Source organism: Gilliamella sp. B3783 (genome assembly GCF_026536125.1).
GTDB lineage: Bacteria > Pseudomonadota > Gammaproteobacteria > Enterobacterales > Orbaceae > Gilliamella.
In genome coordinates, this window is the sequence record NZ_JAFNOU010000008.1 from 109,378 (window position 1) to 123,144 (window position 13,767).

A 13,767-nucleotide genomic window follows, 5' to 3' on the forward strand; every position below is an offset into this window, starting at 1 on the left:
TAGTTTCATACTCATCACTTACATAAAATATTGGTTTATCCAAGGTTTACTTATGTCAAATTCATCTGCAAAAAAAGTGGCTTTTGCTGCTTTTATTGGTACTACTATTGAATGGTATGATTTTTATATCTATGCGTTAGCATCGGTATTAATTTTTGGTCAGCTATTTTTTCCGTCTGATAACGAGTTTGTACAAATTTTAGGGGCATTTGCTACCTTTGCAGTAGGTTTTTTATCCCGTCCTTTAGGTGCTATGTTATTTGGGCATATTGGTGACCGTTTAGGGCGTAAAAAATCACTTATTATCACTTTGCTTTTAATGGGGACGGCGACCACTTTTGTTGGGTTATTACCGTCTTATCAACAAGCAGGTATTTTGGCACCAACGTTATTGGTTGCATTGCGAATTTTACAAGGTGTTGCCGTTGGTGGTGAGTGGGGTGGTGCCGTATTGATGACTAATGAACATGCGCCGAAAGGGTTGAAAAACTTCTTTTCATCCTTTGCTCAGTGGGGAAGCCCAGCAGGCAATATTTTAGCATTACTGGTTTTTTCTTATATTATTCGTTTACCTGTTAATGAACTGATTGATAGTGGTTATTGGCGTATTCCTTTTTTAGCCAGTGCTATTTTGTTAATTATTGGCATTATTGCTAGGGTGACGTTAACCGAATCGCCGGTTTTTGTTGAAGCATCTAAAAAACAAGCAGACTTAAAGCAAGAGTCAGCACCGATTATTGAAGTATTTAAAAAAGCATTGCCATTATTAATATTAGCGATTGGTGCTAATGTGCTGTCATTTAGCGGTATCTTTTCCAATACCTTAATGATTGGTTATACGACTTTGGTACTTGGTGTCGAAAAATCAGTAATAGTTGATGCACTGTTTTGGATCGCTATTGTCCATTTTGTTGCTCAACCGTTTATCTCTTATTGGTCAGAAAAATTCTCGGCAACACGCTTTTTGATTTGTACAGCAATGTTGGCAATGGCATCGGTATTCTTATTATTCCCGATTATAAATTCAGGCACAAAAACCAGTTTTATTATTGGGATTTCGCTAAATGTGATTTGTTACAGCGGTTTTTATGGTGTAATAGCTGGGTATTTAAGTCGCATTTTCCCTGCCAGAATGCGCTATACTGGGTTATCAATGAGTTATCAAGGATGTGCGGCTATTTTTGGTAGCTTAATTCCGATGATAGGTGGTTATGTTATTTATACCTTCAAAAGTTTTTGGTTACCCTTAGCCTTGTTTTATTGCGGTTTAGCACTGATATCCATTATCTGCATCTACTTGTTAAGCAAATATCGTTATTATGATGAATAAGGCCTATATATGAAAACCGTTTTATCAATTCAGTCCAATGTTGTTTATGGTTATGCCGGTAATAAAGTGGCGACTCTAGCGATGCAATTGCAAGGTGTCGAAGTGATGCCAATTCACACCGTTCAGTTATCGAGTAATACGGTTTATCCACATTATGACGGCATTGTGCTGGGCGCTCAGCAAATCACTCGAATCGTCAATAGTTTGGAAAAAATTGGCGTATTGTCATCTATTGACGCCATTATTTCGGGCTATATTGGACTTGCCGAACAAGGTGAAGAAATCCTTGAGGCCGTAAAAAAGATAAAATTTTATAATCCTAATGCGATTTATGTTTGCGATCCGGTGATGGGGGGCGACATCAATAAAGGCAGTTCTCTGCCACAAAATATTATTGATTTCTTCACTAAGCAAGCAATCAAATACGCTGACTTTATTACACCTAATTTATTAGAATTACAGATATTATCGAATCTGGAAATCAAAACCTTTAACGATGTGCTTAACGCGATAAAAACACTGCAAAATAAGCCGATTCAAGCCATATTGGTTAAAAATCTGCTACATGCCGGTAAAACGACGGAATTATTTGAAATGATTTTAGCCACACCATCACAAAGCTATCATCTGGCTCGACCATTATATGATTTTCCGTACCGTCCATTAGGCGTGGGTGATTTAATTTGTAGCCTATTTACAGCCCATTTAGTCAATGGACAATCACAATTAACCGCCTTTGAACTGGCCGCCAATGCCGCCAATCACGTTCTCGACATCACCAAACAACAAAATGCCCGAGAGCTGGCGATTATTGATGCCCAGCAGTGGATTAAACAGCCGGATTTGAAGTATCGCGGAACACCGCTAGCATTATAAGGCAATTAAGATCGGTATTATTGTCATTGGTCATAATCATTTTAGCTGCAAAATTTAATTAGTTTATTCTTGGCATAGAAAATGCATTCCTCAAAATGTTACTGTTAACAATTGAGGAACGACTAAAATGTGGAAAAGACACCCAATATTATTAAGTTTATTGCTTATTAATCCTTTATCTGGTGCTGCTGATATACCACTATCAGAGACAGGAAAGTACTGTGATACCCCTTCCCGTTGTCTTAACCCGATAACGACGAATGTTATGGTAACGTCCCCCAATTATTTAGCGACTCAAGCTGGAATTGATGTATTACACAAAGGAGGCAATGCGGTTGATGCAGCGATTGCCGTAGCCTCAACGCTTGCTGTAGTTTATCCTCAAATGAATACCATAGGTGGCGATAACTTTTGGTTAATCTACAACGCTAAAACCAAAGAACTAAAAGGACTAAATGCTAGTGGTCGTTCTGGTAGTTTAGCCACGATAGACTATTATAAAAATCAAGGTTTCCATAAAATTCCCTCACGAGGTTATCTGGCAGCCAATACCGTTCCAGGGGTGGTTTCCGGTTGGGATGAGGCGTACCAATATGCATCTAAAAATATGAAAAATGCACTACCGTGGCGCACGTTATTCGCATCAGCAATTGATTATGCCGAACATGGATTTTCGGTTTCACCTAGCTTAAATTATTGGACAACAATCAATATTGATCCAAAAGACAAAGAGTTTCGGGAGTTACAGCGTTTTTCGGAGTTTAAAAAAGTATTCTTAAAAGACGATGGGCAAGCTTACCAAATTGGCGAAATCCTTAAACAACCCGATTTAGCTAACACATTAAAAATTATTGCAAATAAAGGCGCTAAGGAATTTTATCAGGGTGATATTGCCAAAAATATTGTCAACGATCTGCAAAGCCATGGTGGTGTGTTGACTTTAGATGATTTTGCTAAGCATCGTACTACATGGGTAGCCCCGATCCATGTTAATTATCGACAATATACCGCCTATAATCTACCACCCAATACACAAGGAATGGCATCATTAGAGATTCTAAATATACTCAATAATTTTGATATAAAATCCTTGGGTGAAGGTAGCGCAGATTATTACCATTTAATTATTGAAGCAACAAAACAAGCATTTGCTGATCGAGATAAATACCTTACTGATCCCGATTTTAATGAGATTCCGCTTGATCTCTTATTATCTACCCAACATGGTCAACAACAAGCAAAACAGATTGATATGCAAAAGGCTCGTGTAGAAATAAAGCCATTAGATCCAAAAGGCGATACCGTTTGGTTTGGTGTTGTTGATGCAGAAGGAAATGCGGTATCTATTATTCAAAGTATTTACCATGATTTTGGTTCCGGCATTGTTGCTAAAGATACAGGAATTTTATTGCAAAATCGTGGTAGTTTTTTCTCGTTAGATCCTAACCATATTAATCGTTTAGAGCCAAATAAACGCACCTTTCATACATTAAATCCAGCCATGCTTTTAAAAGATAATAAACCTTATCTGGTTTATGGCACCATGGGCGGAGAAGGACAACCACAAACGCAAGCGGCAATTGTGACACGAATTGTTGATTTTGATATGACACCACAAGATGCCATTAATGCACCAAGATGGTTACATGGCCGCACATGGGGTGCATCTTCCAATAATCTTAAAGTTGAAGGGCGTATACCTAACGATGTGATTCATTCCCTCAAATTACGTGGGCATGATGTGCAAATTGTTGATGATTATACCGATACCATGGGTCATGCCGGAGCCATTCTTATCGATACCAATCATCATCGACTAATGGGCGCAACCGACCCGAGAGGGGATGGTTTAGCGGCTGGGTATTGATACTATTTGGGTAATGAATTGATAGCGGTTAAATAAAGTTGCTCAATGCAGAAAAATCCCTTTTAAACTATATATAATCTTGTTAAGGTTTCCACCGTTAAATGTTGGAAACCTTAAACCAGATAACGGTATAGACTCCTCAATATTTTTTACAAATTTTAATAAGCAATAACTATTGGCTTGGTATTGTTTGCTATAAACAAGTTGTTGTGAGTTTTTTTGCTGATTTAGCCAATGCTTGCGCAAACAAAGTAATTTTTAAAACCGCATCAAGCCAATTCAATGCGGTTGTTGTATAAAAATTACACCTTAAACGTAATCCACGGCTTAAGTTTAACCACTGTTTGAATCAAACCGGCGTTTTGTTGTGCTTCAATCACTGGTGTGATCGGTTTGTAGGCTGTGGGCGCCTCTTCACGTAGCCGTTCTTCTTTTAAGGTTATACATTGCCATGGCAAGTTGACCTTATCATATTCGACTTTTTTGCTACGCATAGCCTGTCGTCTTTCTGCTCGACCTGCACCGTGTGAGCAAGACCATAACCAATCAGCATTACCTTTTCCTACTGCCACATAAGAGTGATCCCCCATCGAACCTGGGATTAAAGCTATCTGACCAGCATAAGCCGGCGTCGCTCCTTTACGATGAATATTCATCTCTTGTTCAGGCAAAATGATATTGTGCGAAATGTCGACCACGAGTTGACTATCATCTTGATGAAAAATAGTTGCAAGTGATTTACGTATCAATTCGGTAATCACAATTCGATTAATCCAAGCATAACGCGCAGCAACGCCCATAGCTTGTAAATAGGCTTGTGCGTGACTATCTGTTAAACCAAACAATCCTGATTTTGGTTGCTTTTCATTAGTCGGCCATAAAGCTTTTGCTTTATCTTGCCAACGCTGACCAATGTAAAAACCAACATCACGCGATCCGGTATGAATCATGACGACGACACTACTTTTTTCAAGACCTAATTGATAAGCTAAATGTCGATCGATAATATCATCAACAATTTGTAACTCGACAAAATGATTACCAGATCCGACAGTACCTAAACTCGCAGGGCGGACAATATCGCGCTTTTCAAAAAAAGCTTCAGGTGCATACTGACTATCTGCCTTAATTAAATGATTACCCGATATTTTATTAAGCTCTGCGTGTAATCGTTCATAATTAACTGAATTCCACAAACCTTGCTGCGGTAACGCCGATAACCATGCTGCAAGACCTTGATCGAATAATGCCTGAAAAGATTGCGGCGTAACAGGTACATCACGCTCATCTTGCAATAACACACGTTTTAATTGTGCAATAATTGTCGATTTTTGTTCACACACCTGATCAAAGCTTAAACCCGTGGTAAAAAGCCGCATACCGCAATTAATATCGGTACCAATTGCTGCCGGAATAACTAAATCCTGTGTAGTTGCAACAATACTACCAACAGGCGCAACCGCACCCGGATGAAAATCAGGTGTAGCACGAGCCATGCAAACTTTCCCTACACTATTAGGAACGCTCACAGATGCAAAGTTCAGTAGCTGTTCTACCGCTTTTTGCTCTAATGGCAATGGACTCGGTAACAAAATCTGAGCAGAAGTATTTTCTTTATTTAAAGTATAAATATCATTATTAAAATGACTTTCAATCCCAAGACGGGACAAACGTTTTTGTAAACGGGAAAATGTAGACATAATAGCCACCTAGAAAACAATAAAAAAGCGTCTCCTCAAATTGAGAAGATAATTACTGTTTTCCTGCAGCAGCACTATTCAGGAAAGCGGATGAATTCTATACGCTGATTATTTATTTGTAAAGGACAAAATTGATATAGTAAGTCTGATAAATTTATTTTTATGACTCGCTCATTTGCTTTAAAATAGCAAACTCACCGATAAATTGATGAAGTTTATTTAAATCTTAAAAGGTGTTATTGATGGTCAACCTTGGCAGATTGATATGCAAAAAACAGCAGATCATTTTGGGTGATGATTTGTATTTTTCAATCCAAATATTGGGAAGGTTTTCCTATGCTTTCGAAATTTGGCTTTGGGCTTAGGCAAGTGTTAACACACTATTTGCTTGCTAAAGATTAGCACGTGACTTTGAATGACGGTTCGAAGCTAATTGCAGTAAAAAAACATCAAATCACTGCTGAATCTGATCATTTATCGCAATGAGTTAAACTCAATGGCTAGAGGGCTCACTCGTGCTAATTCAAAGTAAAATAGACAAATACGGTGATTAAATGGACAAAAAAGCAAAAAAGATTCTGTTTCAAACCTATTGGAAAAATGGCTGGAAAGACAAAAAAGAGATAAAAACAGAACCGAACGACTTCGCGTATGCGAAAGAAAAAGGATTAATGTTTGATCCCATTACCATATCACACGATGATTGTGTCAATAAAATCATAAACATCGTCGCCACAATCACACTTGAACACGTTGCCAAAGCATTTTTGAGCAGCTTATCAACGCGGCGACTTGATTGGCGCTCAGGTATTGCGTCATACTTTATCGCCAAATTAATGACAGCGCATCAATATACGCCAGTCGTGTCTGGTCAATCTTATCAAGATGGTCAAATGAGTCATTCATCCTATACGTGTCAGGTCTGCCGTGATCTCAAATATGGCATGATAGGTAATGAAAACTACGTCGAAGCAGATTTAAATATCTTAAACTTTGAACGAATAAAGTGGGGAGGAGTGCGTCATGGTGATTTACTTTATACCTACTTTGATCTCATGCAATTCACTAAACAGGCAATCTCTGAACCGACCAAAGATGATATAGCTATTTTAAAAGGGATATTAGCCATTATTGCATCTTGTCAGCAAGATGATTACCCGGGTTCACTGAGTGATAAACTGACGGATGTACCTAACTTTAAATCCAATCAGGATGAACGTAACACCGTTATTGAAATTTTGGCTTGTGTGGGGATTTTACAACCCGCTTCTTATGAACGCCCAACAAGGGGAAAACACGATTGGGTATATGCCACTTATTGGCGTGGTCAGGATAAATACAATCAACAAATGGTGAAGCAATTATTTGGTCTTTAATGCATGATCTCTAATTTGCTCTAGGGGCTATTGAATCTCATCCCAACTCAGCCCACCAAATATTTTTTCAGCCTGTCGGCATCATTACTCTTCTGTTTTTTGGTTCTCGAAATCGCAAAAAGCTAAATTTTACAAGGGCTGGTCAAAGCAGATAGTTTCTGCTCCTGTTCACATTGTGTAGTGAGTGATAAAACCAACAGCGACGAGAAACAGATTTACCATTAAAGATCAAATCAAAGCAACGGCACATGTCGAATGTCGAAAAGATGCTAATGTGATTGATGAAATCCCAATGGCATACAAAGATATTGATGCTGTTATGGCTGCACAAAATGAATTGGTCGAGATAATGCATCAATTAAGGCAAGTGGTGGGTGTGAAGGGATAAAAATTATCGAGTTGCGATCCTCGATTTCAATTAATATTTACTGCTATCAACTTTAAATTGCCAAACTTATTAAGCGCGGTAATTGCATTTGTATTCTCTTCAATAAGATCTTTACAGATTTCCCCCTTTAGGTTATTGCAATTGGTTTTACCTTTAGCGCAATTGTTTAATATTATTATTCGGGTGTTCAAGTAATCGCGAGTTTTCAACGAAAGCCTCCGGCTCGCTATTTCATTACGCGAGGTGCGTAAAGGTAATTAGTTGATTTTACATTTATGATTTTAAATTTTTACCCTTTGTCGTAATTTGACTTGTACCTAATGGAAATTCAATTTTTTCAGCACTTTTTATCAGAGCTGATGCTAATCGTTCTGCTGGATGTTGTATATCATCTAAATCTTTACGTTTATCTGCTTCATCAAATAAACCTTTAGTCATAGCTTTAATTAGTTCTTCTGGAATCTGTCCCTCTTTTTTATCATTCCATTCTAGACACATTTCAATTGTTAAATCCGCTCGGCTTAAATCTCGTGAGAATTTTTGATAATCTAGCTCAATATTTGCTAGTCTATTTCCTTGTGCATTAAACCAACGTATTAAATAGATAGCGCTTGAAATAGTTAATAACGTGAATATAAATATTCTTGCTAATATAAGCCATTGTTCAACTGTAAAATTGGCTTCAGTAAGATCAGTTTTCAGCATAGAGATATAACTAAAGACGGCACATACACCTGAAAATGCCAGCAATATTGCACTTAACATCCATGCCATGCCATAGTTTTTATTTACTGATGGTGAAAAACTAAATTTTTCAGCTTTATCTTTTACTGAATCTAAAACATTTTTGGTTGTTTCTCGTCTTGCAGTTGTATTATCAAGATCAATTATTTTTTGTTCTCTTTCCTTTAAAGCAGCTAATTTTTCTTTGTAATCCTGATCTAATTTATTTTTTAAATTGGTTATTTCATCTTCTAATTTTGCTTTTTTACTACTAAATTCTATTTCTTGTTCAGAAATAAAAGCTTTTTTATCATCAATTAATTGATTAACGTTCTCATGATGTTTCTGAATTAGATCAGTATTCAATGCTTCAAGTTGTGATATAAGGCTATGATGTGATGATAATAAATTCGAAATATTATCTAATTTCAATTCTGGAGAAGTATTTCTAAGTAGATCCTTATGTAGCCTCATACTTAATATTATAGCTTCATCACTTAACGATTGACGATTATAGTTCTGACCATTTATAGATTCTATCCCAAAGTGATCAACAAAAGAATTAGCATCTCTTCTATAAATAATCTGAAATTGACTCCCTTTTCTTAATTTTATTTCAAGAATATTTTCAGATTTTAACTTCTTCAACTCAATAACAACAGGTAAAGAGCAATCCCCTTTTTTATTGAAATCTGTGTTTGATAAGGTAAAACTTTTACCTCCAACAATAATAGACACTTCGTCATCTTTTCCAAAAAAACCTTCTTTATAGCGATCTTCAATAAGACATTTAATGAGATGCGTGTCATTAACCCGAGGTATAGAAATGAATTGAGACATATATTTTCCTATTTTAATAAAATTATCTATATCTAATGTTGTTATTATTTTTAACTAACGAGTTTCACAGCTTTTTTAACAGTAATCCCCAAAATTTTAGCTATATCCTCAACCGAAACACCTTTTTCCAACAAAGCATTAATCAATATTTTCTTTTCAGTCTCTGATTTTTCCCGACGTTCTTTTTCCGCTTTTGCTTTTTGTTGAGCTGTTTTTGTCTTATCCTTTTCAACCGCCAACTTCTCTTTAGCGATCTTTTTTTCTTCCTTACGGATCATATCAATCACTTGATAAGTTGGGACGTATTTTAGGCTTTGTTCTAACTCGTCCATAAGTTTAGTACTGCGGAAGCTGATATAGGTTTTTGGGGTGATGATTAGGTGGTCGATTAGGTCGATATTTAAAATACGGCCAACTTGAATGAGGCGATCGGTGATATCTTTATCGGCATCCGACGGCGTCAGCGATCCTGACGGGTGATTATGAACTAATATCACGCGTGAGGCGTTTTTCATTACCGCAACACGAAATACATTCATCGGTTCAACGTCGACCGATTTATAACTGCCAAGCGCAATCAGTTCGATGTACAGAATATAACCAGCTTGATTCATACCAATCATCCAAAGATGTTCTTTCTCTTGGTCGATTTGGTTATCACGCAATAACACACGTTGCATAATGCTGTACACATCATCTGTGCCTTCAATATAGCGTTTGTCATGCTTAGTCAGTTTAATATCCATCGTATCACCTTGTAAAATCAGTTAAAAAATAATATAGCATATTCTGTTTAGGCTGGGCAGTCGTTAATTAAACAATTCCAACTGTTTACTTTTTAGGTTATAGTGTTTGTGAAAATTATTGAGGAGTCTATACCGTTATAAGGAGCGTAATAATGTATCATGCAATTTTACCGAGTAAGCAACAGCCTGCTGCAGAGCGATTTTTGCAACAGTTGCCCAAGTTCGTTGCAGCAAGTCCATTATGCCAGCGCCTTAAACCTACATCATTGCTGATTGATATTGCTCCGTACACCTTAACGGCTCAGCCCCACAGTTTTATTGCAGCTCAGTTCAACCTGTCACCACGAGCAGCTCGTAGGCGGGATAATGTTATTCGACAATTGCTGGAACAGCATGAGCCTGACCTTTATCAAGCGGTATTAGACCTTGAGCAAACCACCCCTGACCAGGTCAGTCAACAAGCGCAAGCATTTAAATCATGGCTTAAAGATTTGCTCAGTACATCCGTCATGCCTTGCGATTATTGCCAATCACCTCTGACGGTTCGTATTGGTCACCGCCTTAATTTTCGTTGCCGAAGCTGTCGACGCACGTTTAATCCACTCAAAAAATATCAATTAGATCATTTATCTCATTGCGAACTGTGGTTACCTTTTGTTGACTTATTGCTACAAGGTGAAACTCTTAAAACCGCTAATCAGCAATTAGGGATTAACTCCAATACCGCCGCTAAATGGAAGTCCTGTTTTCTGTGGATAATGGAAAAGCAAGGGTTTTCCATATTGGCGAATTATTGCCGAGTAAAGCGACGCCAACGTTATCGGCAAATTTGGTTAGATGTTAAAGCCGGAGCAACATTTTTACCCACCGTTGGCTCTCGTTTTAGGCATAAATCACATTTTTGATTCATATCTCTGTAAAAAATATTGAGGAGTCTATACCGTTTCAATAAGCACGTTAAATGATTTCTCTTTAAAATCGCGATTATAGAATTTTGACTGCTGTTTTTGCTTTCTACATTCTATAGTCGATATATTAACCAAAATTCATTCAAATAAATCAGCTATATCAATTTAAAATCAAGTTAGCTACTTTATTCAAGACAAAGCCAATTATCTATCTAATACTACTGTTTTCTACCCTTAATGATGTTGTAGTAAGACGGACAAAAGTATGGATAAAGAGATAGATTCGCCACCGCAGCCAATTAAACGTAAAAAGAAGCTGATTATATTAACGCTATTATTTCTTTTTTTTGCTTTGGCTTATGGCGTTTATTGGTTTATGTTTAGTCGATTTAATCAATCAACTGATAATGCCTATGTTATGGGTAATCAGGTCCCGGTTGATGCGCAAGTAAATGGTGGAATATTGACGATTAATGTCGATAATAACGATTTTATTCAACAAAATGATGTGATAGCAACGATTGATGCAGTTGATGCAGAAAATGAATTTGGTTATGCCAAAAATGCGTTAATCAAAGCGATTAGAGAGTTGCATCAAATTCAGATCACAAATGAAAAACTTTCAGCCAGCATTCAGTTAAAACAAGTCACCTTAGACAAGCTTAAGCAAGATCTTGAACGCCGGGAGAATCTTTGGTCACGAAAGGTTATTTCAAAAGAAGAGATTATTCATGCAAGGCAAGATGTCGATTTTGCTATTAATGATTTAAATATATCTAAGCATGAATTAGCCATTAATAATGCTCTACTAATGAAAACGCCATTATTAGAACAACCAAGTATTCAGCAAGCAATTTTTAAATTAAAACAAGCTTGGCTTAACTTAAAGCGAACCAAAATCACCGCACCTGTAACTGGGTATGTCGCGAGGCGAAGTGTCCAAGTTGGTACACAAGTGACTAAAGGTGAGCGTTTAATGGTTATTGTTCCGTTAGATCAAGTATGGGTAGAAGCAAATTTTAAAGAGGTACAGTTAAACGATATTCGTATCGGTCAGCCAGTTACCTTAGAAAGTGATTACTATGGTGAAAAAGTTGAGTATAAAGGAAAGATAAGTGGTATTGCGATGGGCACCGGTGGCGCTTTTTCTTTGCTACCTGCACAAAATGCAACAGGAAATTGGATCAAAGTGATTCAACGTTTACCGGTACGGATTGAATTAGACAAAGCGCAACTTAAACAATTTCCATTACGTATAGGCTTATCAATGAATGTTAATGTGGATACGCATGATACGTCAGGTAAGCTTTTAACCGATATTCCAGCGAAGACGATAAAATATCAAACGGATTCACTTTCTTTTGATGAAACTGAATTTGAGCAGCTCGTTGAGGATATTGTAAAAACCAATTTCTACGCTACGCAGATTATTCAATGAATCAAAGTAAAGCGTCCTCATTGCCTTTAACTGGCATCAGATTTATCTTACTAATTATTTTATTAGCGGTAATCGCGTTTTTACAGATTTTGGATTTAACAATTACTAATGTGGCGTTATCAACCATTACGGGTAATCTTGGTGCTTCAAATTCGCAAGGAACGTGGGTTATCACCTCTTTTGCCGTTGCTAATGCTATTTCGATCCCCTTAACGGGATGGTTAGCTCAGCGTTTTGGTGAAGTGAAATTATTTACTTATTCTATCTTATTTTTCGTAGTCACCTCTTGGCTTTGTGGTATTTCAAATAGTTTAGCAATGCTGATTTTTTCAAGATTATTGCAAGGTATGGTTTCTGGACCAATCATCCCTCTATCGCAAAGCTTGCTATTAGCGTATTGCCCGCCGGCCAAAAAAAATATGTCATTAGCCATATGGTCAATGACAATTATTATTGCGCCAATCTGTGGTCCAATTCTAGGTGGTTGGATTAGTGATAATTATTTTTGGGGATGGATCTTTTTAATCAATATTCCTTTCGGGATCATCATTTGGTTTGGTGTTCACCTTTTATTAAAAGATCGTGAAACGGCTACCAGCAAATTACCCATTGATAGGATTGGATTAGTTTTATTTATAGCTGGCGTGGGATGTTTACAACTGGTATTAGATAGAGGAAAAGAGCTTGATTGGTTTAATTCTAATCAGATTATTATTCTTTCTGTATTAGCTGTTGTTTTTATTAGTTATTTTATTATTTGGGAACAAACAACAGATTATCCAATTATTGATTTATCCGTTTTTAAATCCCGAAATTTTACCATTGGCACAATTTGTATCAGTTTGGCATTTTTACTCCATATTGGCACGCTGGTTATTCAACCACAATTATTACAACGTGTGTTTGGTTATACTGCAACTTACGCCGGTTTAGTGTTGGCGCCAATTGGTTTGGTTCCTATTTTTCTTGCGCCAATAATTGGCCGATTTGCTTCAAATGTTGATATGCGTAAAGTGGTGACGTTTAGCTTTATTGTGTTTGCACTCTGTTTTTTTTGGCGAGCATATACATTTGAATCAAACATGACTTTTGCTGATGCAGCATGGCCGCAGTTTTATCAAGGTTTTGCGATAGCGTGTTTTATTATGCCATTAAATATCATTATTTTATCTGATATTCCCATTCATAAATTAGCAATTGCCGGCAGTATCTTTAACTTTTTTAGAACGTTGTCGACATCAGTTGGTACCTCGTTAACCGCTACTTTATGGGAGCGTCGTGAAGTGATTCATCATAGTCAATTGACTGATATAATTTATCAAAATTCCCAAGCATTAAATTACACTTATCAACAGTTCAATCAACTAGATTTATCTAACATGCAAGTATCAGCTATGCTGGCACAACAGATTACCAATCAAGGTTTATTAATTGGCATTAATGAAATTTTTTGGCTATATGGTATGATATTTTTAGGTTTAATTGGTATAGTATGGTTAGCAAAATCTTCAGTGAAGGTTAATTGATACCTGGCTAATTAAATCAACGTGATTTTTATTTTGTGGCAGGAGTAAA

The 13,767-nt window shown here is 36.8% G+C and carries 10 protein-coding genes and 1 pseudogene; 8 read left to right on the top strand and 3 right to left on the bottom strand.

Going from position 1 to position 13,767, the window contains the following annotated elements; all coding sequences use genetic code 11:
* Positions 1–52: 52 nt before the first annotated feature.
* From J3U59_RS09455 to ggt, 3 genes are all read left to right on the top strand, one after another.
* Positions 53–1,330 (top strand): MFS transporter, encoded by a 1,278-nt coding sequence (locus J3U59_RS09455; RefSeq protein ID WP_065733644.1) that lies wholly within the window; start codon positions 53–55, stop codon positions 1,328–1,330.
* Between the two features lie 9 nt (positions 1,331–1,339).
* Complete coding sequence (pdxY, locus tag J3U59_RS09460; RefSeq protein ID WP_267334048.1) at positions 1,340–2,206, top strand: pyridoxal kinase PdxY; 867 nt, start codon at positions 1,340–1,342, stop codon at positions 2,204–2,206.
* Positions 2,207–2,333: 127 nt separating this feature from the next.
* Positions 2,334–4,073: a gamma-glutamyltransferase gene (ggt, locus tag J3U59_RS09465; protein ID WP_267334049.1), complete on the top strand. Its 1,740-nt coding sequence runs from the start codon at positions 2,334–2,336 to the stop codon at positions 4,071–4,073.
* 302 nt (positions 4,074–4,375) lie between these two features.
* On the opposite strand, the gene J3U59_RS09470 is transcribed toward ggt, so the two are convergent.
* Positions 4,376–5,773, bottom strand: a complete 1,398-nt coding sequence (locus J3U59_RS09470) for an RtcB family protein (protein WP_267334050.1) — start codon at positions 5,771–5,773, stop codon at positions 4,376–4,378.
* 554 nt (positions 5,774–6,327) lie between these two features.
* On the opposite strand from J3U59_RS09470, the gene J3U59_RS09475 reads away from it, so the two are divergent.
* Positions 6,328–7,149: a hypothetical protein gene (locus J3U59_RS09475; RefSeq protein WP_267334051.1), complete on the top strand. Its 822-nt coding sequence runs from the start codon at positions 6,328–6,330 to the stop codon at positions 7,147–7,149.
* Between the two features lie 126 nt (positions 7,150–7,275).
* Positions 7,276–7,537 (top strand): annotated as a pseudogene (locus tag J3U59_RS09480) (RtcB family protein); the annotation flags it as partial.
* A gap of 273 nt (positions 7,538–7,810) precedes the next feature.
* Here J3U59_RS09480 and J3U59_RS09485 read toward each other — a convergent pair.
* Both J3U59_RS09485 and J3U59_RS09490 read right to left on the bottom strand, forming a co-directional pair.
* Positions 7,811–9,100 carry a hypothetical protein gene (locus J3U59_RS09485; RefSeq protein ID WP_267334052.1) on the bottom strand — a complete coding sequence of 430 codons (1,290 nt, stop codon included), beginning with the start codon at positions 9,098–9,100 and terminating at the stop codon, positions 7,811–7,813.
* Between the two features lie 50 nt (positions 9,101–9,150).
* Complete coding sequence (locus tag J3U59_RS09490) at positions 9,151–9,846, bottom strand: JAB domain-containing protein (protein ID WP_267334053.1); 696 nt, start codon at positions 9,844–9,846, stop codon at positions 9,151–9,153.
* Positions 9,847–9,998: 152 nt separating this feature from the next.
* Between J3U59_RS09490 and J3U59_RS09495 the strand changes: the two genes are divergently transcribed.
* The 3 genes from J3U59_RS09495 to J3U59_RS09505 all read left to right on the top strand — a co-directional run bounded on the left by J3U59_RS09495 (position 9,999) and on the right by J3U59_RS09505 (position 13,718).
* Positions 9,999–10,751, top strand: coding sequence for a hypothetical protein (locus J3U59_RS09495; protein WP_267334054.1), 753 nt, complete (start codon positions 9,999–10,001; stop codon positions 10,749–10,751).
* Between the two features lie 268 nt (positions 10,752–11,019).
* Positions 11,020–12,192, top strand: coding sequence for an HlyD family efflux transporter periplasmic adaptor subunit (locus tag J3U59_RS09500; RefSeq protein WP_267334055.1), 1,173 nt, complete (start codon positions 11,020–11,022; stop codon positions 12,190–12,192).
* A complete protein-coding gene (locus J3U59_RS09505; protein WP_267334056.1) occupies positions 12,189–13,718 on the top strand; it encodes a DHA2 family efflux MFS transporter permease subunit in 1,530 nt (509 codons plus the stop codon). The genes J3U59_RS09500 and J3U59_RS09505 overlap by 4 nt, the downstream gene beginning before the upstream one ends.
* The last annotated feature ends 49 nt before the right edge of the window (positions 13,719–13,767 follow it).